We start from the raw sequence: 23,601 nt of genomic DNA on the forward strand, positions 1-23,601 counted from the left end.
GTTATTTTTTGTGTCATGAAGTTCCGTGAAAGCCCATTCCTGCGGGCTCCGTGCCGGTTTTTCACCCTCTAACAGACAAGCCCTTCGCTGTCGAGATATGGCGCTCGTGGTCCTTTGCGTATACTGCGCAGATGTTTTCCCCAACGGCTTTGCGTCCGCGGTTCGCCAAATGGCTGATCGCAACCGGACTCTTCCTGATGCTCAGTGGCTGTGTTGATAAACCCAACACACTGGAGCGCGTAAAGGAGGATGGTGTGCTGCGGGTGGTTACCCGCAACAGCCCCGCCACCTACTTCCAGGATCGCAACGGTGAAACCGGCTTCGAATACGAGCTGGTGAAACGCTTCGCCGATGATCTGGGGGTCGAGCTCAAGATCGAAACCGCCGACAACCTCGACGACCTGTACAACCAGGTGGGCAAGCCCAACGGCCCGGTGCTGGCTGCTGCCGGCCTGGTCAGCAGCGAGCAACGCAAGCAGCAGGTGCGGTTTTCCCACTCTTACCTGGAAGTCACCCCGCAGATCATCTATCGCAACGGCCAATCGCGGCCGACCGATGCCAAGGATCTGGTGGGCAAGAAGATCATGGTGCTCAAGGGCAGCACCCACGCCGGGCAATTGGCGGAGCTGAAAAAGAAATATCCCGGTATCGAATACGAAGAGTCCGACGCCGTTGAAGTCGTCGACCTGTTGCGCATGGTGGATGAAGACCAGATCGACCTGACCCTGGTCGACTCCAACGAAGTCGCAATGAACCAGGTCTATTTCCCCAACGTACGGGTGGCTTTCGACCTCGGCGCGTCCAGCAACCAAAGCTGGGCCGTCGCGCCTGGCGACGACAACAGCCTGCTGAACGAAATCAACGACTACCTCGACACGGTCAAGAAGAACGGCACCCTGCAACGGCTCAAGGACCGCTATTACGGGCACGTCGATGTTCTCGGCTATGTGGGTGCCTACACCTTCGCCCAGCACTTGCAGCAACGGCTGCCCAAGTACGAGAAGCATTTCAAGACGTACGCCAAGGCAGAGAAAGTCGATTGGCGGCTGTTGGCCGCGGTCGGTTATCAGGAATCCCTGTGGCAAGCGGCCGTCACCTCGAAGACCGGCGTGCGCGGGCTGATGATGCTGACCCAGAACACCGCACAGGCCATGGGCGTGTCCAATCGCCTTGACCCCAGACAGAGCATCATGGGCGGTGCCAAGTACCTGGCCTACATGAAGGAACAGCTGGACGATTCGATCCAGGAACCGGATCGCACCTGGTTTGCCCTGGCGGCCTACAACGTTGGCAGCGGTCACCTGGATGACGCGCGCAAACTGGCGGCCAAGGAAGGGCTGAACCCGGACAAGTGGCTGGACGTGAAGAAGATCCTGCCGCGGCTGTCCGAGAAGAAGTGGTACAGCAAAACCCGCTACGGCTATGCCCGGGGCGGCGAACCGGTGCACTTCGTGGCGAACATCCGTCGCTACTACGACATCCTGACCTGGGTCACACAGCCGCAGCTTGAAGGCGACCAGGTTGCCGAGGGCACCCTGCATGTGCCGGGGGTCGACAAGACCAAGCCGAGTCAGGAAACCCCGCAGCTTTAACAGACACCACAACCAAATGTGGGAGCGAGCTTGCTCGCGATGGCGGCCTGCCAGTCAACATCTCTGCTGAATGTGCTGGCCTCATCGCGAGCAAGCTCGCTCCCACAGGGTTTTGTGATTGGCTTCTAAGCTTTGGCAGCGGCCAGGATCAACGCCTTCATCTCTGACACCGCCGACTTGAACCCGACGAACAACGCATGCGCCACCAGCGCATGGCCGATGTTCAGTTCGTTGATGCCTTTGATCGCAGCGACCGCTTCCACGTTGTGGTAATGCAGACCATGACCGGCATTAACGATCAAACCCTGGGCCAGACCGAACGCTACGCCATCGGCCACACGCTTGAGCTCTTCAGCTACTTGCGTCGGCGTCTCGGCATCCGCGTAACGACCGGTGTGCAGTTCGATGGCCGGTGCCCCCACGCGACGGGACGCTTCGATCTGCCGCTCGTCAGCATCGATGAACAGCGACACCTCGCAGCCGATCTTCGCCAGACGATCCACCGCCGCCTTGATCCGCGCTTCCTGCCCCGCTACATCGAGGCCACCTTCGGTGGTCAGTTCCTGACGGGTTTCCGGGACCAGGCAAATGTGTGCCGGGCGGATGTGCTCGGCGAACGCCATCATTTCTTCGGTGACGCCCATTTCGAAGTTCATGCGGGTTTGCAGCACGTCCTTGAGCAGCAGGACGTCGCGCTCCTGGATGTGCCGGCGGTCTTCACGCAGGTGCACGGTGATGCCGTCAGCGCCCGCCTCTTCCGCGTCGAGTGCTGCCTTGACCGGATCCGGATAGCGAGTGCCCCGGGCCTGACGCAGGGTGGCAACGTGGTCGATGTTCACGCCAAGAAGAATGCGATTGCTGGTGGTCACGGAAGCGCTCCTGAATTTAAGATTCGGCGCACAGCATACGGGGAGACTACGGCTTGCGAAATAGCTCGCGACTGACCAGCGGACGACCGCCCAAATGGACGGCCAATGCCTGACGCATCAGCCGCTTGGCTGCCGATAGCGCACCAGGTGCGGTCCAGTCGGCGTCGGCCATGGCCAGTAGCTCGGTGCCGTTGAACAAGCCCGGTTGCAGCAAGTAGACCTGTTCCAGCCCGGCGTCTACTTGCAAACGGTAGAGACCGTCCGGCGCGATGGGATCGCCATGGATGTCGGTGGTCAGGGCGAAACCGTAACCCAAGTCATCCAGCAGCCGCCATTCGAAGGAACGCAGCAGCGGTTCCAGCGGACGGCCTTCGGCAAGCGCCAGCAGGGTCGCGGCGTAGTGATCGAAAACGGCAGGATGGGGATCTTCAGAGGGCAATAGTCTAATCAACAGCTCATTGAGATAAAGACCGCTGAACAGTGCCTCACCGTTGAGCCAGGTTGAAACGCCAGCACTTTCCATGCGCCCGACATTCTTTAGCTCACCCCTCCCCCGGAATTCGACTTCCAGTGGCACGAACGGCCGCGCCAGCGTCCCGGCCTTGCCCCGCGCACTGCGCAACACCGCCCGCAGCCGACCTTGCGGCGTGAGGAAATCCACCAGCGCGCTGTTTTCGCGGTAGGCGCGGGAGTGGAGGACGTAGGCGGGTTGGCCGGTGGGCTGGGACATGGAGTTCTCAATGAAGAAACGCGATCTTATAAACAACCAGAAACCAATGTGGGAGCGAGCCTGCTCGCGATTGCGGTCTGCCAGTCAACAGTGATGTTGAATTTCAGGTCCTCATCGCGAGCAGGCTCGCTCCCACAGGGGTTCTTCGGTGTATCTGGATCCGGTATTACAAGTCGCCGTAACCCAGCGAACGCAGGGCGCGTTCGTCGTCGGACCAGCCACCCTTAACCTTGACCCACAGGTTAAGCATGATCTTGGAGTCGAACAGCAGCTCCATGTCCTTGCGCGCCTCGGTGCCGATGCGCTTGATCCGCTCACCCTTGTCGCCAATGATGATTTTCTTCTGGCCGTCCCGCTCGACGAGGATCAAGGCATGGATATGCAGGGTTTTGCCCTGCTGCTTGAACTCTTCGATTTCCACAGTGATCTGGTACGGCAGCTCGGCGCCCAGCTGACGCATGATTTTTTCGCGCACCAGTTCGGCGGCGAGGAAGCGGCTGCTGCGGTCGGTGATCTGGTCTTCGGGGAAGAAGTGATCGTTTTCCGGCAGGTGCTCGGCGATCACCCGCTCCAGCGTGTCGAGGTTGTGCCCGTGCTGGGCCGAGATCGGCATGATCTGCGCGTTCGGCAGCTGTTCCTGCAACCAGCTCAGGTGCGGCATCAGCTCGGACTTGTCTTCGATGCGATCGGTCTTGTTCAACGCGACGATCAGCGGGCCGGTGACATACTGGACGCGCTCGAGGACCATCTGGTCTTCATCGGTCCACTTGGTGCGGTCAACCACGAAGATCACCACGTCGACGTCTTTCAACGCCGCCGAAGCGGTCTTGTTCATGTAGCGATTCAGCGCCTTCTCGCCACCTTTATGCATGCCGGGGGTGTCGACGTAGATCGCCTGGACGGCGCCTTCGGTCTTGATGCCCAGCATGTTGTGACGGGTGGTCTGAGGCTTGCGCGAGGTAATCGCCAGCTTCTGACCGAGGATGTGGTTCAGCAACGTGGACTTGCCCACGTTCGGACGGCCGACGATGGCAACATAGCCACAGCGTGTTGCGGTTGAATCAGTCATTGCCATTCTCCACACCCAGGGCAATCAGTGCTGCGGCGGCCGCTACCTGTTCGGCAATACGACGACTCACACCCTGACCTCGGCTTTTTTCATTCAGTAAGGTGATTTCACATTCGACGAAGAACGTCCGGCAATGCGGCTCACCCTGGATATCCACCACTTCGTAACGCGGCAGCTCACAACCACGGGACTGCAGGAATTCCTGCAGGCGGGTCTTGGGATCTTTGTTGGTGTCGACCAGCGTCAGGCCTTCGAACTCTCCGGCCAGCCAGGCCAGCACGCGCTCGCGCGCCATGTCCATGCCGGCGTCCAGGTAGATCGCGCCAATCAGTGCTTCCAGGGCATCGGCCAGAATCGATTCGCGACGGAAGCCGCCGCTTTTCAATTCGCCGGAACCCAGGCGCAGGTATTCGCCCAGATCGAAACCGCGGGCCAGTACGGCCAGGGTCTCACCTTTCACCAGGCGGGCGCGCAAACGCGACAACTGGCCTTCGCGGGCCAGCGGGAAGCGATCGAACAGCGCCTCGCCGGCGACGAAGTTGAGGATGGCATCACCGAGGAATTCCAGGCGTTCGTTGTTGCGCCCGGCAAAGCTGCGGTGCGTCAGGGCCAGGACCATCAGCTCCTGGTCCTTGAAGGTGTAACCGAGCTGACGCTCGAGACGGCTTAAGGAAACGCTCACGGTTTACCCACGCTGAGTTCGTGGCTGGATTCCACCGCCATCGCCGTGATGCGGCGCAGGCTTGGGACAATTAACGCTGTGTTCAAAAATTACGTCCTGAATATCATTGTTTTCATGCGTCCGGCGCCGATTGTGACGGTTCCAGAAATGCATTCGGCGCTGTGTTCAACAGCGCCGTGTGTGATTACTTGATCAAGCCAACCCGCGAGAAATTCGGCAGGTGACTGAGTTTGGGTTCCGGCCAGCTCATCCAGACTGCGAAGGCCTTGCCGACGATATTCTTGTCGGGAACCATCCCCAGCAGATCCTTGGGAATGCTCGGATCATCCCAGTAGCGACTGTCGTTCGAGTTGTCGCGGTTGTCGCCCATCATGAAATAGTGCCCGGCGGGCACGGTCCACGAATGGTCCGGTGCAGCACGGTAGCGGCTCATTTCCTTGCGGATCAGGTGCTCGGCGACGCCGAGTTTTTCCTTGTAGAGCTCGGCACTGCCCAGGGTGCCCGGTTCGGAACCGACCAGTTGCTCGGCAATCGACTCGCCGTTGACGAACAGACGCTTGTCGGCGGTATAGCGAATCTGGTCACCCGGCAGGCCCACTACACGCTTGATGTAGTTGACGTTCGGATCGCTCGGGTAACGGAAGACCATCACATCGCCACGTTGCGGATCACCGACTCCGATGATTTTCCTGTCGATCACCGGCAGGCGGATCCCGTAGGAAAACTTGTTCACCAGAATGAAATCGCCAACGTCCAGGGTCGGTTTCATCGAGCCGGAAGGAATCTGGAACGGTTCCACCAGGAACGAACGCAGCACCAGCACGATGAACAACACCGGGAAGAACGACTTGCCATATTCGACCAGCAGCGGCTCCTTGTTCAGCTTCTCGACCACCATCCCGTCAGGCTGGCTGACGCTGCCCTGATAGGAAGCAATGGCCGCACGCCGACGCGGCGCCAGGAACAGCAGATCGAGCAACGCCAACAGGCCGCAGACGAACACGGCGATGACCAGCAACAGCGGGAAATTTAGTGACATAGGACCTAACTATCCAACCTGAGCACTGCAAGGAAGGCTTCTTGTGGAATTTCCACGTTGCCGACTTGCTTCATGCGTTTTTTACCGGCCTTCTGCTTTTCCAACAGCTTGCGCTTACGGCTAACGTCACCGCCGTAGCATTTGGCCAATACGTTCTTTCTGAGCGCCTTGACGGAGGTCCGCGCAATGATCTGCCCGCCAATGGCGGCCTGGATCGCGACGTCGAACATCTGCCGAGGGATCAGTTCTTTCATCTTCTCGGTCAACTGGCGACCTTTGTAGTGCGCGTTATCCTTGTGCACGATCAGCGCCAAGGCGTCGACCTTGTCACCATTGATCAGCACATCCAGTTTCACCAGATTAGCCGATTGATAACGATCGAAATGGTAATCCAGCGAAGCATAGCCACGGCTGGTCGACTTCAGACGGTCGAAGAAGTCCAGGACCACTTCGTTCATCGGCAAATCGTAAGTCACCTGGACCTGGGTACCGAGGAACAGCATGTCGTGCTGCACGCCACGCTTTTCGATGCACAGGGTAATGACGTTGCCCAGGTGTTCTTGCGGCACAAGAATGTTGGCCCGCACGATCGGTTCACGCATGTCTTCGATCGAGGACAGGTCTGGGAGCTTCGACGGGTTGTCGACGTAAATCGTTTCACCGGTTTTCAGCAACAGCTCGAAGATTACCGTCGGCGCCGTGGTGATCAGGTCCAGGTCGTACTCGCGCTCCAGGCGCTCCTGGATGATTTCCATGTGCAGCATGCCGAGGAAACCGCAACGGAAGCCGAAGCCCAGGGCGTCGGAACTTTCCGGGGTGTACTGCAGGGACGAGTCGTTGAGCGTGAGCTTTTGCAGGGCTTCACGGAAATCTTCGAAGTCGTCGGAGCTGACCGGGAACAGGCCGGCGTAGACCTGCGGCTGAATGCGTTTGAAGCCTGGCAGCACATCAACGTCTGGCGTGGAGCTCAGGGTCAGGGTGTCACCGACCGGTGCACCGTGAATGTCCTTGATGCCCGCAATGATGAAGCCCACTTCGCCGGCCTTCAGGTCAACGGTGGCGGTGTGTTTCGGGTTGAAGACACCGACGCTGTCCACCAGGTGGATCTTGCCGGTGGACTTGACCAGGATCTTGTCGCCCTTCTTCACCCGACCGTGACGCACGCGTACCAGGGAAACGACGCCCAGGTAGTTGTCGAACCAGGAGTCGATGATCAACGCTTGCAGCGGATCTTCGTAGTTGCCGGTCGGCGCAGGAATGGTGTGGACCAGACGTTCGAGCACTTCGTCGACGCCCAGGCCAGTCTTGGCACTGCACTCGACCGCGTCTGTCGCATCGATGCCGATGATCTTCTCGATTTCTTCCTTGACGCGGTCCGGATCGGCCTGCGGCAGGTCGATCTTGTTCAGGACCGGCATGACTTCCAGGCCCTGTTCGATCGCCGTGTAGCAGTTGGCAACCGACTGCGCTTCAACGCCCTGACCGGCATCGACCACCAGCAGCGCACCTTCACAGGCCGCCAGCGACCGGCTGACTTCATAGGTGAAGTCGACGTGGCCCGGGGTGTCAATGAAGTTCAGCTGGTACTTGATGCCATCGCGAGCGGTGTAATAAAGGGTGACGCTGTGGGCCTTGATGGTGATCCCGCGTTCACGCTCCAGGTCCATGGAGTCCAGTACCTGGGCTTCCATTTCGCGCTCGGCAAGGCCGCCGCACATCTGGATGAAGCGATCGGCCAGCGTCGACTTGCCATGGTCAATGTGGGCGATGATGGAGAAATTGCGGATATGACTCAAATCACTCACGGATCAACACTCAAAAAGGCTGCAGGCATAGCCCGCCGAAAAATAGCCGGGAATTGTACCTGATCCACGGCGCAAGCGTCACGTTCGCAGGTCAGACGGCATGTACAAAAACGCCCCGGCCTTACGGCAGGGGCGTTTTTTGTGGGCGATTGGAACGGGAAATACCCGCGATCAACCGGCCCGGCGCAGCAACCAGAGTCCGGCCAGGGCGCAGATACTGGCCGGCAGCAGCACCGCAAACAGCGGCGGAAAACCGAATACCAGGCTCGAAGGACCCAGCAGATCCTGGACGATCCGGAAGGTAAAGCCCACCAGCACACCGGTGAACACCCGCTGACCGAGGGTTACCGAACGCAGCGGACCGAAGATGAAGGAAATCGCCATCAGCACCAGGGCAGCGGTGACCAACGGCTGCAACACCTTGACCCAAAATGCCAGCCAATAGCGGCCATTGTTCAGCCCCTGGTCTGCCAGGTAGTGGATGTACCCCCACAGACCGGTGATCGACAGCGAATCGGGAGACATCACCACGGTACTGAGCAATTGCGGGCTCAGCGCCACGTTCCAGCGCTCGACCGGGGCCGTCACCACTTCGGTGCTTTTCTCATGGAAAACCGTGGTAGTGACGTCGCTCAACTGCCAGTGATCCTTGTCGAACTCCGCGCGCTTGGCGAAGCTCGAAGACAGCATGTGGCGCTGATCATCGAAACGATAACGGGTCACGCCATACAGCAGACCGTTGGGCTGCACCGAGTTGACGTGGATGAACTCGTCACCCTGGCGGTGCCACAAGCCGTGCTTGGCGCTTTGCGCGTCGCCACTGCCCTGGGCCAGCGAACGATTGGCCTGGGCGGTGCTCTCGGTTGCCGGCGCCACGTACTCACCAATCAACACACCGACCACCATCAGCACCAGCATCGGCTTCATGACCGCCCAGACGATGCGTCCGACCGACACACCCGCCGCGCGCATGATGGTCAGCTCGCTGTGGCTGGCCAGACTGCCGAGGCCGATCAGGCAGCCGATCAGCGCCGCCATCGGCAACATGTCGTAAAGACGGCGTGGCGCGGTCAGCAGCACATAACTCAACACGTCTGCCAGGGTATAGGTATCGCTGACATCCCCCATCTCGTCGATGAAGGCAAACAGCGTCGCCAGACCGAGAATAATCCCCAGCACGGCCAGAATCGCCATGAACACACTGCTACCGATGTAGCGATCGAGCTTAACCACGGGCCACCTCCAGCGCGCTGCGGCGACTCGCCATCTTCAAGCGCAATGGCTCCCAGTAGAGCAGGCCCAGGCCGATGGCCAGGAAGATCCCGTGCACCCACCACAACCCCAGCGCCGGCGGGATCTTGCCCTTTTCCAGGGCGCCGCGAGCGGCAATCAGGATCGTCAGGTAAGCCATATAAAGAAGAATCGCCGGCAACAGCTTGAGGAAACGGCCCTGGCGCGGGTTGACCCGTGACAGCGGCACGGCCATCAGGGTTACGATGAACACCAGCAACGGCAAGGACAGACGCCATTGCAATTCGGTGCGGGAGCGGATGTCGTCACTGCCCAGCAGGGAGCGGGTGGTCATCGCGTCACGGTCGGTGACTTCGTCGCTGACGTCCGGTTTGGGCAGCAACACGCCGTACTCGTCGTACTTGATCGCCCGGTAGTCGGCCTGACCCGGATTACCGTCATAGCGATAGCCGTTGTCGAGAATCAGGTAGCGGTTACCGTCGGCGCGGATTTCCTGACGCCCCTTCTCGGCCACCAGCACGGAAATCCCGCGATCCTTCTTGTCGTCCGACGAGACGTTCTTCTGCGAAATGAATACGCCGCCGAGGTTGACCCGGTCATCCGACAGCGTTTCGGTGTAGGTCACCCGCGTGCCGTCACGCAGCGCCTGGAACCGGCCAGGTTCAAGGGTATCGAACTCGGTCAGGGCATCCTGCTTGTTCAGCAGCAACTGGAACTGATTGGCCCCCTGCGGCGCCAGGCTCAGGCTGAGCCACGCCACCACCAAGGCCACCAGGGTGGCCGGAAACAACGTCATTGCCAACAGCCGCTGCTGGCTCATGCCGGTGGCCGACAGCACGGTCATTTCGCTTTCGAGGTACAAACGACCGTAGGCCAGCAGAATCCCGAGGAACAGGCCCAACGGCAGAATCAGCTGCAGAAAACCCGGCAGGCGAAAACCCATGATCAGAAACAGCGAGCCTGGATCCAGCAGGCCAGCAGCCGCCTGGGCAAGGTATTTGATGAAGCGTCCACTCATGATGATGACCAGTAGCACCGCACTGACGGCGCTCAAGGTCAACAGGACTTCTCGGGATAGGTAACGAAAGACAATCAAACCAGACACTCCAGGGTTGTCAGGCTATGCGGCCAAACAAGCAAACGTATCAGACAGCCCGCAGGGCAGAGCCGCCGAAAAAGTTGGCGCATTATCCTGTGATTGGGTGCGCCTGTCACTGCGCAATGGTGCGGGGGGTGTGTAGGAGCGAGCTCGCTCGCGATGGTCGTCAACGATAACGCGGGTAACCTGACACCCCGTGGCGGCCTCAGGTTTTTCGCGAGCAAGCTCGCTCCTGCCAATCGTACGACCGAGGGTTGTCAGGCGCCCGTAGCGAGGTTCAAACTGCGGCCTTTGTCGCAGACCGCGTCTTGCGTCTTTCTATTTATAAGCAAGTTCATACGCTTGCGTTGTTGACCATTAATTCAGGGACCCGGACATGGAACTGGTTGTAAAAAGCGTTAGCCCAGAAACGTTGAAAACCGCCACGCTGGTGGTCGCCGTCGGCGAAGGCCGCGAGCTCGGTGCCACCGCCCGCCAACTCGATGAACTGAGCGGTGGCGCCATCAGCGCGGTGCTCAAGCGCGGCGACCTGGCCGGCAAAGTCGGTCAGAGCCTGTTGCTGCACAACCTGCCGAACCTCAAAGCCGAGCGCGTGCTGCTGGTGGGTGTAGGCAAGGACGAAGAGCTGGGCGACCGTCCGTTCCGCAAAATCATCGCCGGCGTCCTCAATACCCTTAAAGGCCTGGGCGGCAACGATGCCGTGCTGGCCCTGGACGAAGTCGCGGTCAAAGGCCGCGACAGCTATGGCAAGACCCGCCTGCTGGCTGAAACCCTGGTGGACGGCGAATACACTTTCGATCAGTTCAAGAGCCAAAAAGCCGAGCCCCGTACCCTGAAGAAAGTCACCCTGCTGACCATCAAGGCAGCACAGGCCGAAGTCGAGCGCGCCGTGGCCCATGCCACCGCCATCGCCAATGGCATGGCGTTTACCCGTAACCTGGGCAACCTGCCGCCGAACATCTGCCACCCGACCTTCCTCGGTGAACAAGCGAAGAGCCTGGGCAAGGAATTCAAGAGCCTGAAAGTCGAAGTCCTCGACGAGAAGAAGATCAAGGACCTGGGCATGGGCTCGTTCTATGCCGTTGGCCAAGGCAGCGCCCAACCACCGCGCCTGATCGTCATGCAGTACAACGGCGGCAAGAAATCCGAAAAACCCTATGCACTGGTCGGCAAAGGCATCACCTTTGACACCGGCGGCATCAGCCTGAAACCAGGCGCCGGCATGGATGAAATGAAGTACGACATGGGCGGCGCCGCCAGCGTGTTCGGCACCCTGCGTGCCGTGCTCGAACTGAAGCTGCCGATCAACCTGGTGTGCATCCTGGCCTGCGCCGAGAACATGCCGAGCGGCAACGCTTCGCGCCCTGGCGATATCGTCACCACCATGAGCGGCCAGACCGTGGAAATCCTCAACACCGACGCCGAAGGCCGCCTGGTGCTGTGCGACGCCCTGACCTACTCCGAGCGCTTCAAGCCGCAAGCAGTGATCGACATCGCCACCCTGACCGGCGCTTGCGTCGTTGCACTCGGCTCCCATACCTCGGGCCTGCTGGGCAACAACGACGAACTGGTCGACCAACTGCTGAGCGCCGGCCGAGCCGCCGACGACCGCGCCTGGCAACTGCCGCTGTTCGATGAGTACCAGGAACAGCTGGACAGCCCGTTCGCTGACATCGCCAACATTGGCGGCCCGAAAGCCGGCGCCATCACCGCGGCCTGCTTCCTGTCGCGCTTCACCAAGAACCTGAACTGGGCGCACCTTGACATCGCCGGCACGGCCTGGACCAGCGGCGGCAAGGACAAGGGCGCCACGGGCCGTCCGGTCCCATTGCTGACCCAGTACCTGCTGGACCGCGCCAAAGCCTAACCCTGTACCCCTGTGGGAGCGAGCTTGCTCGCGAAGGTGGTTAACGATGACGCGGGAAACCAGAATAACCGCGCCGTCTTTGAGTTTTTCGCGAGCAAGCTCGCTCCTACAATTCCCGGGTCAGCTCTTTGGCCGACTCGGGCTCAGGAACCGCAATGACCAAAGTCGACTTCTATATCCTGCCCAGCGCCGATCCTTCGGCGCGGCTGGATTTCGCCTGCAAGCTCACCGAGAAAGCCTGGCGCATGGGCCACCGCATCTACCTGCATTGCAGCGATGCCGCCCAGCGTGACGATCTCGATGCGCGCCTGTGGGCTTTCAAGGGCGAAAGCTTCGTGCCGCACGGTCCCGCCGAAAGCGAGCCCGAGGGTGTGATCGTGCTGGGCCTGGGCGATGACTGCGGTCCGCACCAGGATCTGCTGGTCAACCTCGACCTGAAAGTCCCGACCTTCGCCGGGCAATTCGCCCGTGTGGCGGAAGTGGTGGTTGAAGATCCGACGATTCGTCAGGCCGCGCGGGAGAGTTTCCGCTTCTACCGCGAACAGGGCTATCCTCTGCAAGATCACCGTCTACAGCGACTCTGAGCATTCCGATGGACACTCCAAAACCGCAACAACAGTCCGCGCACCTGCTGGACGACCTCGAGTCGATCCGCCAACTGCTCGGCGATGACAACCTGCAACCACCGTTGCTGACCGACACGGTCGAGGACGATGATCAGGAACAGATTCCGATGTTGTTCGACACGGTCGGCGCTTCCCAGCCTACCGCCGAACCAACGCCGCCCGCCCCTGCCGCCCAGCCTTCACCCGCTGCCGATAAAGGCCCCGATGCCCTGCTGCACCTGGACGGCGAACTGCGCGCCGCCGCCATGCTGATCATGCAAGACGTGATCGACGACTTCGCCCCGCACATCGAAACCGAAATCAAACGCCGGCTCACCGCGCGGATGGATCGGTTGCTCAGCCAGTACGAATAAAACACCAATCCCCTGTGGGAGCGAGCCTGCTCGCGATAGCATCACCTCGGCTTCCTGATAGACCGCGGCGCCTGCATCGCGAGCAGGCTCGCTCCCACATTTGATCTGCGCTGTAATTGATCACGCGCCCTGTCTGCACCTGCTCGCCCTACGCCCCATGCCCCGCTATACTTGCCGGCTTTTCCTGAATAAATGCCAATAGGGTCCCGCCGCGCATGGATAAGACCTACCAGCCGCACGCCATTGAAACTTCCTGGTACAACACCTGGGAGTCAGAGAATTACTTCGCCCCGCAAGGCGCGGGCGAGTCCTACACCATCATGATCCCGCCGCCGAACGTCACCGGCAGCCTGCACATGGGGCACGGTTTCAACAACGCGATCATGGACGCCCTGATCCGTTTCCGCCGCATGCAGGGTCGTAACACCCTGTGGCAGCCGGGTACCGACCACGCCGGTATCGCCACGCAAATGCTGGTGGAACGTCAACTCGAAGCCCAGGGCCAGAATCGTCACGACCTGGGCCGCGACAAATTTCTCGAGAAAGTCTGGGAGTGGAAGGATCAGTCCGGCGGCAACATCAGCCGCCAGATCCGCCGTCTCGGCTCGTCCGTAGACTGGAGCCGCGAGCGCTTCACCATGGACGACGGCCTCTCGGAAGCGGTTAAAGAAGCGTTCGTGCGCCTGCATGAAGACGGCTTGATCTACCGCGGCAAGCGCCTGGTCAACTGGGACACCAAGCTGCACACGGCAATTTCCGACCTCGAAGTGGAAAACCACGACGAGAAAGGTTTCCTGTGGAACCTGAAATACCCGCTGGCCGACGGCGCCAGGACCGCTGAAGGCAACGATTACCTGATCGTCGCGACCACTCGTCCGGAAACCATGCTCGGCGACGCCGCCGTCGCCGTTAACCCGAACGATGAACGCTACAAAGCCCTGATCGGCAAATTTGTCGAGCTGCCGCTGGTCGGCCGCCGCATCCCGATCATCGCCGACGATTATTGCGACCCCGAATTCGGTACCGGCTGCGTGAAAATCACCCCGGCCCACGATTTCAACGACTATGAAGTCGGCAAGCGCCACAACCTGCCGCTGCTGAACATTTTCGACAAGAACGCCGCCGTATTGCCGGCCGGTCAGGTGTTCAACCTCGACGGCACGCTGAATGAAAGCATCGACGGCAAGATCCCGGCCGAGTACGCCGGTCTCGACCGCTTCGAAGCGCGCAAGCAAATCGTCGCGGCCTTCGAGGCTGCCGGCCTGCTGGTCAGCGTTGACGACCACGGCCTGAAGGTACCCAAAGGCGATCGCTCCGGCACCATCATCGAGCCGTGGCTGACCGACCAGTGGTACGTCTCCACCAAGCCATTGGCCGAGCCGGCCATCGCTGCGGTTGAAGACGGCCGCATTCAGTTCGTGCCCAAGCAATACGAAAACATGTATTTCTCGTGGATGCGCGACATCCAGGATTGGTGCATCAGCCGTCAGCTGTGGTGGGGCCACCGGATTCCGGCCTGGTACGACGAGTCGGGCAAAGTCTACGTCGGTCGCGACGAAGCCGAAGTGCGTGTCAAGCACAACCTCGGCCCGGACGTTGCGCTGCAACAGGACAACGACGTGCTCGACACCTGGTTCAGTTCGGGGCTGTGGACCTTCTCCACCCTCGGCTGGCCTGAGCAGACCGAATTCCTGAAGAAATTCCACTCCACCGACGTACTGGTGACTGGCTTCGACATCATTTTCTTCTGGGTCGCCCGGATGATCATGCTCACCATGCACTTGGTGAAGAACGAAGACGGCACGCCGCAGGTACCGTTCAAGACCGTTTACGTGCACGGCCTGGTGCGTGATGGCCAGGGCCAGAAGATGTCCAAGTCCAAGGGCAACGTCCTTGATCCACTGGACATCATCGACGGCATCGAGCTTGAAGAGCTGGTGCAGAAACGCACATCGGGCATGATGCAGCCGAAACTGGCGAAGAAGATCGAGAAGCAGACCCGCGACGAGTTCGCCGACGGCATCGCCAGCTACGGCACCGACGCCCTGCGCTTCACCTTCTGCTCGCTGGCCTCCACCGGTCGCGACATCAAGTTCGACATGGGCCGCGTCGAAGGCTATCGCAACTTCTGCAACAAGATCTGGAACGCCGCGCGCTATGTTCTGGACAAGGGCGAAGACTGCGGCCAGAACGGCGAGGCTTACGAGCTGTCCCTGGCGGATCGCTGGATCATCTCGCAGCTGCAGCGAACCGAAGCCGAAGTGACCCGTCAGCTCGACCAGTTCCGTTTCGACCTGGCCGCACAAGCCTTGTACGAGTTCATCTGGAACCAATATTGCGACTGGTACCTGGAACTGTCCAAGCCTGTGCTGTGGGACGAAAACGCACCGGTAGAGCGTCAGCGCGGTACGCGTCGCACGCTGGTTCGAGTGCTGGAAGTCGCACTGCGCCTGGCGCACCCGTTCATGCCATTCATCACCGAAGAAATCTGGCAGCGCGTTGCGCCGCTGGCCGGCATCGAAGGCAAGACGATCATGCTGCAGCCTTGGCCAGTGGCCAATGAAGAGCGCATCGATCCGGCCGCCGAAGACGACATCGAATGGCTCAAGGGCCTGATGCTGGGCACGCGTAACATCCGTGGCGAAATGAACATCGGTCCAGGCAAACCGCTGAACCTGTTCCTGAAAAACGTCAGTGCCGAAGATCAGCGTCGCCTCACCGAGAACGAAGCGCTGTTGAAGAAGCTGGCTCGCCTCGAGTCGATCACAGTACTGGCTGCCGGCGAAGAAGCACCGCTGTCCGCCACCGCGCTGGTGGGCGAGATGGAAGTGCTGGTGCCAATGGCCGGCCTGATCGACAAGAACGCCGAGCTGGCGCGTCTGGACAAGGAAATCCTGCGTCTGCAGGGCGAAGTCCAGCGTGTGGGTGGCAAGCTGTCCAACGCTGGCTTCGTCGACAAGGCCCCGGCCGAAGTGATCGACAAGGAACGCGCCAAACTGGCTGAGGCCGAACAGGCTTTGGGCAAGTTGGCGGAGCAGCATGCGCGGATAGCCAGTCTGTAACGGCTGATTGCACTGAAAAAGGGAGGCCCGAAATGGCCTCCCTTTTTTGTGCCCGCCCCCTTTTCCACAATTGCGTTCACAACGGCTGAATGTGGGACAATACCCGCCACTTTTAGCCATACCCGAATCGACCACACCCATGAACGCCCCCCGCACTCCCCGCCCCGCGCGCAAGAAGCCTGACTCCGCCACCCCGGCCAAAGCCGTGGAACCCCGCGAGAAGGCCAGCCTGCATCCGCGCAACCGCCATCAGGGTCGCTACGACTTCCCGGCGCTGATCAAAACTACGCCGGAACTGGCAAAGTTCGTGATCATCAACCCGTACGGCAAGGAAAGCATCGACTTCGCCAGCCCGGATGCGGTGCGGGTGTTCAACCGGGCACTGCTCAAGTCGTTCTATGGCATCGCCCATTGGGACATCCCGGCCGATTACCTCTGCCCACCGGTTCCGGGGCGCGCCGACTATGTGCACTTCCTGGCCGACCTGCTGGCCAGCGTCAACGATGGCGAAATCCCTCGCGGGGCACCGGTCAAGGTGCTCGATATCGGCATGGGCGCCAACTGCGTCTATCCGCTGATTGGCTACAGCGATTACCGCTGGCACTTCCTCGGCTCGGAAATCGACCCGACGGCCGTGGCTGCCGCCAAGGCCATTGTGCAATCCAACGGACTGAACAAAGCCATCCAGTTGCGCCTGCAAAGTAATCCCAAGCACATTCTGCTGGGCCTGCTCGAACCCGGCGAACGCTTTGACCTGACCATGTGCAACCCGCCGTTCCACGCGTCGATGGACGAAGCCACCAAGGGCAGCGAGCGTAAATGGCGCGCGCTGGGCCGCGCCGACCCGAAACGCAAACTGCCGGTGCTGAACTTTGGCGGGCAATCGGCAGAACTGTGGTGTGAAGGTGGCGAAGCCCGGTTTGTGACGCAATTGATCGCCGAGAGCGCGCATTTTCAACACAAAGTGCTGTGGTTCAGCACCTTGGTCTCGAAAGCTTCCAACCTGCCGGCGATCCAGACCGCGCTGAAAAAGGCTGGCGTGCTGGAAAGCCAGGTGGTGGAAATGTCCCAGGGCCAAAAGCAAAGCCGCTTTGTTGCCTGGACCTTCCAGACCAAATCCGAGCAGCAGACCTGGCGTGAGCGCTGGGCGCGCAAAAGCTGATTAATTGACCGTCATAGATCAAGTGTGGGAGCGAGACCGGCTTGCCGGCGAAAGCGGTCTGACATTCAACATTGATGCTGAATGTCACGGCCCATTCGCGAGCAGGCTCGCTCCCACAATGGTCCAGTGGTGCTTGTGGTAAATCGCAGACACAAAAAAACCGTGCCCGGATCGCTCCGGAGCACGGTTTTTTCTAATGCGTCTTACTTGTTAACAGCGTCGGTCAGGCCTTTGGCCACAACCAGCTTGATAACTTTCTTGGCAGCGATTTCGATGGCAGCGCCAGTCGAAGGGTTACGGCCAGTGCGGGCAGGACGCTCAGTCACTTTCAGCTTGCCGATACCTGGCAGGGTGATTTCGCCGCCGTTTTCCAGCTGATCGGCAACGATTTGGCCCAGTTGGTCCAGAGCGTTACGCGCGGTGGTTTTTGGCGCGTCGATAGCTTCAGCGATGTCGGCGATCAGTTGGTCTTTAGTAAGAGCCATGTAGTGTTCCTTCCCTATCAAATTCATATGGATTGCAGAGTGCAGTGTCAGCCATCGAGCCCGATCTTCTGGATCTGGCACCCTCGGCCAATAACCACGGGATCGGGGTTATAGATACCGAAATCAGGGTTTGGTTCGACCTGACAAATGCTGAATGCACGCTTAACGCAGTGACTTCGCGCAAGACCGGGCAAAACTAGCACAGAGACGGGGAAATATCCGCCTCTAGCTACCCGATTGGTCAGCTTTATTGCACTAAAACTGCAAAAAACTGCATAAGCGCCGTCGCACGGCTGCGAATTGCCCTTGGTGCCGCGCCAAAACCAGTGGTTGCGGTACACTGGGCGCTTTTTCGGGGAGCACGCCCTCCTCTCTTCAATCAGCCGAGAAGCCCATGCCGATCCGCCATTGCATCGTCCACCTGATCGACAAAAAACCCGACGGCACACCTGCAGTTCTCCATGCTCGCGACTCTGAACTGGCCGAGTCGAGCGCCATCGAGAACATGCTGGCCGACCTCAACGAGAGCTACAACGCCAAACAAGGCAAGGCCTGGGGTTTCTTCCATGCCGAGTCCGGGGCGCATCCGTTCAGCGGCTGGCTGAAGGAATACCTCGATGGCGGCAAGGATTTCACCGCATTCAGCCGGGTCGCGGTGGAGCACCTGCAGAAGTTGATGGAAGAGTCGAACCTCTCTGTGGGCGGCCACGTGCTGTTTGCGCACTATCAGCAGGGCATGACCGATTACCTGGCGATCGCCCTGCTGCACCACAGTGAGGGCGTTGCAGTGACCGAACAACTGGACGTCACCCCGTCCCGGCACCTGGACCTGGGCCAATTGCACCTGGCGGCGCGAATCAACGTCTCCGAATGGCAGAACAACAAGCAGTCCAGGCAGTACATTTCGTTCATCAAAGGCAAGAACGGGAAAAAGGTATCGGAGTATTTTCGCGATTTCATCGGCTGCCAGGAAGGCGTCGACGGTCCGGGCGAAACCCGCACCTTGCTCAAGGCTTTCAGCGACTTCGTCGAAAGCGAAGACCTGCCGGAAGAGTCTGCCCGCGAGAAGACCAAGACCCTGGTCGACTACGCCAGCAGCCAAGCCAAAATGGGTGAGCCCATGGGCCTGGAAGAGCTCTCGGAGCTGATCGACGAAGAACGCCCGAAGGCTTTTTACGACCACATTCGCAACAAGGATTACGGTCTGTCGCCGGAGATCCCGGCGGACAAACGCACCCTGAACCAGTTCCGCCGCTTCACCGGTCGCGCCGAAGGCCTGTCGATCAGCTTCGAAGCGCACCTGCTGGGCTCGAAGATCGAATACGACGAAGAAGCCGGGACACTGATCATCAAAGGCCTGCCGACCCAACTCACCGACCAGCTCAAGCGACGCAATTGATGCTGGCCGGGGTCCTGAAGAAATGCCTGCTGATCCTGCTGGTGGTTGTGGTGTACCAGAACTGGGGCAAGATCGAACGGGTGTTCAACCCCTCGCAGAGGGTGTCCGAGCAGACCTTGGCCAACGCCAGGGTCGTGCTCTATGCCACCGAATGGTGTGGCTACTGCAAACTGACCCGGCGCTTTCTCGACCAGAAAGGCATTGCCTACAATGAATTCGATATCGAAAAGGACGCCGAGGCGCGCAAGGCCTACGAGGCGCTGGGAGGCGGCGGGATTCCGATCATCGATGTGAACGGGACGCTGATTCGCGGGTATGACCCGGACGCCATCCTCGCCGCGCTGAAATAAATGTGGGAGCAAGCCCGCTCCCACATTGGTTCATCAGCGCGTCTCGATACGGAATCCATAGCGCGGAAAGTGCACATGTACTACCCCGCCCCGCTCGTCCTCACGACGCAGAATCAATTCTTCACTGCCCGCAAACAGCAACTCCCCCGCCACCGGGTCAACGCCATAATCCGTTGCGGCAATCACTACCTGCTGGCCAGCCTCGAACCCATTCGGCTCGTCGAACTGCTCATCCGGCAACGCCGCCGGGGTGGCATTGCGCGCGACTTCCAGCGCCGCCTCGGACGTCATCTCGCTGAAAGCGCCATGACCGAAGCCCATCACCCGCCCCAACCATGCCGAAACCGCCGGATAAGCGTCGACCAACGGTGAAGTCACCGGCGTCGCCTTGAGGAACCACAACGGATGAGCCAGGGCAAAGTCGGCAATCGACGGCTCACCCAACAGGAAGTCGCCCTGCTCGCGCTGCAGCTGCTGTTCCAGGCGCGCCATCAGCGTCGGCCATTGATGCCGGGCCTGCTCGGCCGACAAGCGCGTGGCGCTGCCACCGCTGAACAGCGCGGCGCGATCGGCGATGAACGCCTTGATCGCTTCCGGCGGCATAGTGCCAAAGCGTACGGCCATCGATTCCGGCTGAAACACCAGGCTCACCGCATGCTGGAACACCACCGAGTCCGCCCAGGCGGCGAACGTCGCGGCGATCATTTCCTGACCTTCAGGAAAGAACGCCGGCAAGGCTTTTTCCTGTTCCAGACGACGGGCGATCAGTGCCGTATCGCAATAAATATCAGCGCCGACCTGCAACACCGGCGTCTTGCGATAGCCGCCGGTCAACGCCGTCAGATCGGGTTTTGGCATCACCGGCGAAATCTTCACCGAGCGCCAGGACAGCCCTTTGAAGCCCAACAGCAAGCGGGCCTTTTCGGCAAAAAGGGACGTCGGGTAATGATGAAGAATCAACTCTGACATGCTCGGCTCCGCCGCACGGGTAAGGAGTTCGCAGCTTAGCGCGCAATCCGGCCGCAGCCCACCGATCTGCCTGATGGGAACTTATCAGTCAGATTGATAAGCCCGCAGCCGCACTCGCGACCAGGCATTCCTTGGCGCTTTTCCTGAGTTTTTTGATCAGCCGTTCCTGGCGCAAGGCTTCGCTTCTGTCGCGGCAGACTTCTGTGTAGACCAATGCCACGGCAGGGCTGGACAGAAAAAACCGCGCGCCCTTGCCACTCTGGTGGGCGGCGAAGCGGCGGACGGGGTCGTCGCTGATCCCGCAGTAAAGCGAACCGTTGGCCGCGCGCACGAGGTAGACGAACCAGGGTTTGCTCACCGGTATTTCGGCGTCGACGGGATGTTTGCTGAGGGTGGTCACGTAACGATCAAGGCTTGAAAGGAAACAAGCCGCGATCTTATCAGCGACTGGCCTGGAATGCCTTCAGGCCCTTCAATGCCTGGGCGCGAACGGCGTTTCTCACCGCGGGTGTCCAGCCCAGCAGCAACCCCTTGAAACCCAGCGCCTGTCGGGACCAGGCCCACATATCGAAACTATCGTGATGCTCGCAAATCCTGCCGTCGCGAAAAACGAAGCGGGCCTGGATGTCGTTAACCACGGTGTTGCCGGTCTGGCTGAACAGGTACGTTGCCACCCAGTGCGCGCCGCCGGTGCGGTCATCGCTGCGCACGTTGTCGAATGTCAGGGAGAAATCCCTGGCCCGAGTGGTGAGCATGCGCCACATGTCACCGGCATCACGGCCGCGCAGCTCGCCGAACGCCGGATCACTGAACACCACATCGTCGGTGTAGCAGGCGCTCATGGCCTCGGCATCCAGGCGCTGGAAGGCTTGGTAGAACCGGGTGATCAATGCAGTGTGGGCGTCACTCATGGGCAGGCTCCGAACGCTCGAAAGATTGCCTGCACGATAGTCTGCAAATGGGCGGAGCACTATCGGCATTCGTGGGCCGAATACCGATGGTGTGCAGTCGTCAGACCTTTTCGCTGACCACCTCAACGTATAGCGAACGCCCCGCGCCGAGGCCGGCAACGATTGCGCCGAGGCCGATCACGCCGAAGATCCAGCCCACGGCCGACCATCCTCCGGTCCAATCGTGCACGATGCCGACGGCGAATGGCCCCATGGACGCCAGCGTGTAACCGAAGCCCTGGGCCATGCTCGACAGGTTCGCCGCCACATGTGCATCCCGCGAGCGCAGCACGATCAGGGTCAATGCCAGGCTGAACGCGCCGCCCTGCCCCAGACCCAATAAGATCGCCCAGCCCCAAAGGCCTTCGATCGGTGCATAGAGGCACCCGAACAGACCACCGAGGACCAGCGCCATGACGACCACGATCGCCAGTCGCTGATCCTTGCCACGGGTGGCCAGCCACGGCGCCGCCAACGAGCTGGCCAGCTGGATGATCACCGAGCCCGACAGCACGAGACCCGCCTGTGTCGGCGTCAGTCCGCGACCGATCAGGATCGACGGCAACCAGCCGAATACGATGTACGCCAGCGACGATTGCAGGCCCATGTACAAGGTCACTTGCCAGGCCAGGCGATCGCGCAACAAACCGCGAACTCGATAGGCAACGTGGTGTGCACCGTGCTTCTGGCCAATTTGCGGCAACCAGAAGATCGCCGCCACCACGGCCGGAATCACCCAGAAGCCGAGACCCAGCGCCCAGCTGTGGTCGAAATGCTCGCTCAGGGGCACGGTCGCGCCCGCCGCCATCGCGGCGCCCAGACACAAGGCCATGGTGTATACCCCGGTCATGGTGCCGGCGTGTTTGGCGAAGTCACGTTTGACGATGCCCGGCAGCAATACGCCGATGACGCCGATGCTGGCGCCGGCCATCACGCTGCCGGCAAACAGGCCGATCTGGCCGAACGAACTGCGCAGGATAATCCCGCCGGCCAACGTCAGCAGAATGCCCAACACCACGCGTTCGGCACCAAAGCGTCGCGCCAGAATCGGTGCCAGCGGCGCAAACAGACCCAGGCAAAGCACCGGTAACGTGGTCAGCAAACCGGCCTGTGCCGCGGATAACCCAAGGGTCTTGGATATCTCGCTGAGCATCGGCGCCATGCTCGACAGCGCCGGACGCAGGTTCAGCGCCACCAGAATCAGGCCCAGCAACAACAGCCACGGACGGCGCAGGATCGGGTGACCTTGCTGGACCGTTTCGTCATCGGCCTCGGCGTCGATCAGCAGTTGTTCGAGTTCCGCCGAGCGCTTGGCTGGGGTGATGTGGCTATTGCTGGACATGGTATTCCCGGTTTCAAGGTTCATTGATCAGCTGCCTCGACAAGGCTTTGGCCCGTTCCGGGTCGCGTTGCGCGACGGCATCGAGCAGTTCGATATGCAGGTCGAACACTTCCTGGCGTCGAGGGCTGATGTTCAAGGTCTGGCGCAAATGCGCGCCGACGATGCTGGAGAAATAGCGATACAACTCGCTGAGGGTCGGATTGTGCGCGGCGTCCACCAGACGCCGGTGGAACACCATGTCACAGGCGATGTAGGTGTCGAGATCACCATGGTAGTGACTGCCACTGACGCCCAACGCCTCGCGCAGTGCCACCAGGTCTTCATCGGTGCGACGCAACGCCGCCAGGCCGATCGCCTCGACTTCAAGGATGTGCCGGGTCTCCCGGGCTTGTTCATGGGAGCAGCGGGACAACGCCTTCATGGTGTCCAGCGGGTCGACCACCGCCCGCAGGTAGCTGCCGTCACCCTGGCGGATCTCGATCAGACCGGAAAACGCCAGCACGCGCATGGCTTCGCGCACGGTGTTGCGGCTGATGCCCAGTTCTGCGGATAGCTCCGGTTCGGTGGGCAGGCGTTGGCCAATGGTCCAGACGCCTTGGGTAATGCGCAGGCGCAGCTGTTCCAGGGCTTGATCGACCAGGGAGCGTTTAATCAATGGAGCAATGTCTGACATGGAGTTCGCCCTTTCATCCAATCATAGGATGAATTTTCTGACATGTTAGTCAGCTTTCTCCGAGAGGGCAACCCGCTGGCAAGCACAACACAACACAACACAACACTTGTGGGAGCGAGCCTGCTCGCGAAGGGGTCATCACATTCGACATTAATGTGACTGCCCCACAGCTTTCTCGAGCAGGCTCGCTCCCACAGGGGATTGCTGGCAAGCCCTCGCCTTCGTCA

The 23,601-nt window shown here is 60.4% G+C and carries 22 protein-coding genes; 8 read left to right on the forward strand and 14 right to left on the reverse strand.

Annotated elements, in window-relative coordinates; all coding sequences use genetic code 11:
- The first annotated feature begins 131 nt into the window (after positions 1-131).
- Positions 132-1,592: a membrane-bound lytic murein transglycosylase MltF gene (gene mltF, locus ACA041_RS26685; RefSeq protein WP_497438558.1), complete on the forward strand. Its 1,461-nt coding sequence runs from the start codon at positions 132-134 to the stop codon at positions 1,590-1,592.
- 125 nt (positions 1,593-1,717) lie between these two features.
- Here mltF and pdxJ read toward each other — a convergent pair whose 3' ends face one another.
- The 8 genes from pdxJ to lptF form a co-directional block, all read right to left on the reverse strand.
- Positions 1,718-2,461: a pyridoxine 5'-phosphate synthase gene (gene pdxJ / locus ACA041_RS26690; RefSeq protein ID WP_497438559.1), complete on the reverse strand. Its 744-nt coding sequence runs from the start codon at positions 2,459-2,461 to the stop codon at positions 1,718-1,720.
- Between the two features lie 46 nt (positions 2,462-2,507).
- Complete coding sequence (gene recO / locus ACA041_RS26695; protein WP_497438560.1) at positions 2,508-3,191, reverse strand: DNA repair protein RecO; 684 nt, start codon at positions 3,189-3,191, stop codon at positions 2,508-2,510.
- A 166-nt stretch (positions 3,192-3,357) separates the two neighbouring features.
- Positions 3,358-4,260, reverse strand: a complete 903-nt coding sequence (gene era, locus ACA041_RS26700) for a GTPase Era (protein WP_497438561.1) — start codon at positions 4,258-4,260, stop codon at positions 3,358-3,360.
- The gene (gene rnc, locus ACA041_RS26705) at positions 4,253-4,942 is read right to left on the reverse strand and encodes a ribonuclease III (RefSeq protein WP_010463056.1); all 690 of its coding nucleotides are present in this window, start codon (positions 4,940-4,942) and stop codon (positions 4,253-4,255) included. Before rnc ends, era begins: the two co-directional genes overlap by 8 nt.
- Before the next feature lie 184 nt (positions 4,943-5,126).
- Positions 5,127-5,981 carry a signal peptidase I gene (gene lepB, locus ACA041_RS26710; RefSeq protein ID WP_497438562.1) on the reverse strand — a complete coding sequence of 285 codons (855 nt, stop codon included), beginning with the start codon at positions 5,979-5,981 and terminating at the stop codon, positions 5,127-5,129.
- 5 nt (positions 5,982-5,986) lie between these two features.
- Positions 5,987-7,786, reverse strand: a complete 1,800-nt coding sequence (gene lepA / locus ACA041_RS26715) for a translation elongation factor 4 (RefSeq protein WP_162441056.1) — start codon at positions 7,784-7,786, stop codon at positions 5,987-5,989.
- A gap of 171 nt (positions 7,787-7,957) precedes the next feature.
- Positions 7,958-9,019 (reverse strand): LPS export ABC transporter permease LptG, encoded by a 1,062-nt coding sequence (lptG, locus tag ACA041_RS26720; RefSeq protein ID WP_497438563.1) that lies wholly within the window; start codon positions 9,017-9,019, stop codon positions 7,958-7,960.
- Complete coding sequence (gene lptF, locus ACA041_RS26725) at positions 9,012-10,133, reverse strand: LPS export ABC transporter permease LptF (RefSeq protein WP_497438564.1); 1,122 nt, start codon at positions 10,131-10,133, stop codon at positions 9,012-9,014. The genes lptG and lptF overlap by 8 nt, the downstream gene beginning before the upstream one ends.
- Before the next feature lie 379 nt (positions 10,134-10,512).
- On the opposite strand from lptF, the gene ACA041_RS26730 reads away from it, so the two are divergent.
- From ACA041_RS26730 to rlmF, 5 genes are all read left to right on the forward strand, one after another.
- Positions 10,513-12,003, forward strand: a complete 1,491-nt coding sequence (locus ACA041_RS26730; protein ID WP_497438565.1) for a leucyl aminopeptidase — start codon at positions 10,513-10,515, stop codon at positions 12,001-12,003.
- 155 nt (positions 12,004-12,158) lie between these two features.
- Positions 12,159-12,587 (forward strand): DNA polymerase III subunit chi, encoded by a 429-nt coding sequence (locus ACA041_RS26735; RefSeq protein ID WP_339499905.1) that lies wholly within the window; start codon positions 12,159-12,161, stop codon positions 12,585-12,587.
- Between the two features lie 8 nt (positions 12,588-12,595).
- On the forward strand, positions 12,596-12,982 hold the full coding sequence (locus ACA041_RS26740) for a DNA polymerase III subunit chi (protein ID WP_497438566.1): 387 nt from the start codon (positions 12,596-12,598) through the stop codon (positions 12,980-12,982).
- Between the two features lie 215 nt (positions 12,983-13,197).
- Positions 13,198-16,044, forward strand: a complete 2,847-nt coding sequence (locus tag ACA041_RS26745) for a valine--tRNA ligase (protein ID WP_497438567.1) — start codon at positions 13,198-13,200, stop codon at positions 16,042-16,044.
- Positions 16,045-16,183: 139 nt separating this feature from the next.
- Entirely contained in the window at positions 16,184-17,206 is a 1,023-nt protein-coding gene (gene rlmF, locus ACA041_RS26750; RefSeq protein ID WP_497438568.1) for a 23S rRNA (adenine(1618)-N(6))-methyltransferase RlmF, read from the forward strand.
- A 203-nt stretch (positions 17,207-17,409) separates the two neighbouring features.
- Here the strand turns inward: rlmF and ACA041_RS26755 are convergent, their stop codons facing one another.
- Complete coding sequence (locus ACA041_RS26755; RefSeq protein ID WP_007905514.1) at positions 17,410-17,691, reverse strand: HU family DNA-binding protein; 282 nt, start codon at positions 17,689-17,691, stop codon at positions 17,410-17,412.
- A 394-nt stretch (positions 17,692-18,085) separates the two neighbouring features.
- Here ACA041_RS26755 and yejK point away from each other — a divergent pair, with 394 nt between their 5' ends.
- Together yejK and ACA041_RS26765 are read left to right on the forward strand one after the other, a co-directional pair.
- Positions 18,086-19,090 carry a nucleoid-associated protein YejK gene (yejK, locus tag ACA041_RS26760; RefSeq protein ID WP_497438569.1) on the forward strand — a complete coding sequence of 335 codons (1,005 nt, stop codon included), beginning with the start codon at positions 18,086-18,088 and terminating at the stop codon, positions 19,088-19,090.
- Complete coding sequence (locus ACA041_RS26765; protein ID WP_497438570.1) at positions 19,090-19,440, forward strand: glutaredoxin family protein; 351 nt, start codon at positions 19,090-19,092, stop codon at positions 19,438-19,440. The genes yejK and ACA041_RS26765 overlap by 1 nt, the downstream gene beginning before the upstream one ends.
- 33 nt (positions 19,441-19,473) lie before the next feature.
- Here ACA041_RS26765 and ACA041_RS26770 read toward each other — a convergent pair whose 3' ends face one another.
- The 5 genes from ACA041_RS26770 to ACA041_RS26790 all read right to left on the reverse strand — a co-directional run bounded on the left by ACA041_RS26770 (position 19,474) and on the right by ACA041_RS26790 (position 23,374).
- Entirely contained in the window at positions 19,474-20,409 is a 936-nt protein-coding gene (locus ACA041_RS26770; RefSeq protein WP_497438571.1) for a glutathione S-transferase family protein, read from the reverse strand.
- A gap of 88 nt (positions 20,410-20,497) precedes the next feature.
- A complete protein-coding gene (locus tag ACA041_RS26775; protein ID WP_497438572.1) occupies positions 20,498-20,809 on the reverse strand; it encodes a GIY-YIG nuclease family protein in 312 nt (103 codons plus the stop codon).
- A gap of 40 nt (positions 20,810-20,849) precedes the next feature.
- The gene (locus ACA041_RS26780) at positions 20,850-21,320 is read right to left on the reverse strand and encodes a nuclear transport factor 2 family protein (protein ID WP_497438573.1); all 471 of its coding nucleotides are present in this window, start codon (positions 21,318-21,320) and stop codon (positions 20,850-20,852) included.
- A gap of 100 nt (positions 21,321-21,420) precedes the next feature.
- Entirely contained in the window at positions 21,421-22,725 is a 1,305-nt protein-coding gene (locus tag ACA041_RS26785; protein ID WP_497438574.1) for a CynX/NimT family MFS transporter, read from the reverse strand.
- Complete coding sequence (locus ACA041_RS26790) at positions 22,715-23,374, reverse strand: FadR/GntR family transcriptional regulator (protein WP_497438575.1); 660 nt, start codon at positions 23,372-23,374, stop codon at positions 22,715-22,717. The genes ACA041_RS26785 and ACA041_RS26790 overlap by 11 nt, the downstream gene beginning before the upstream one ends.
- Positions 23,375-23,601 lie beyond the last annotated feature (227 nt).

This window comes from Pseudomonas sp. LBUM1676, assembly GCF_059695605.1.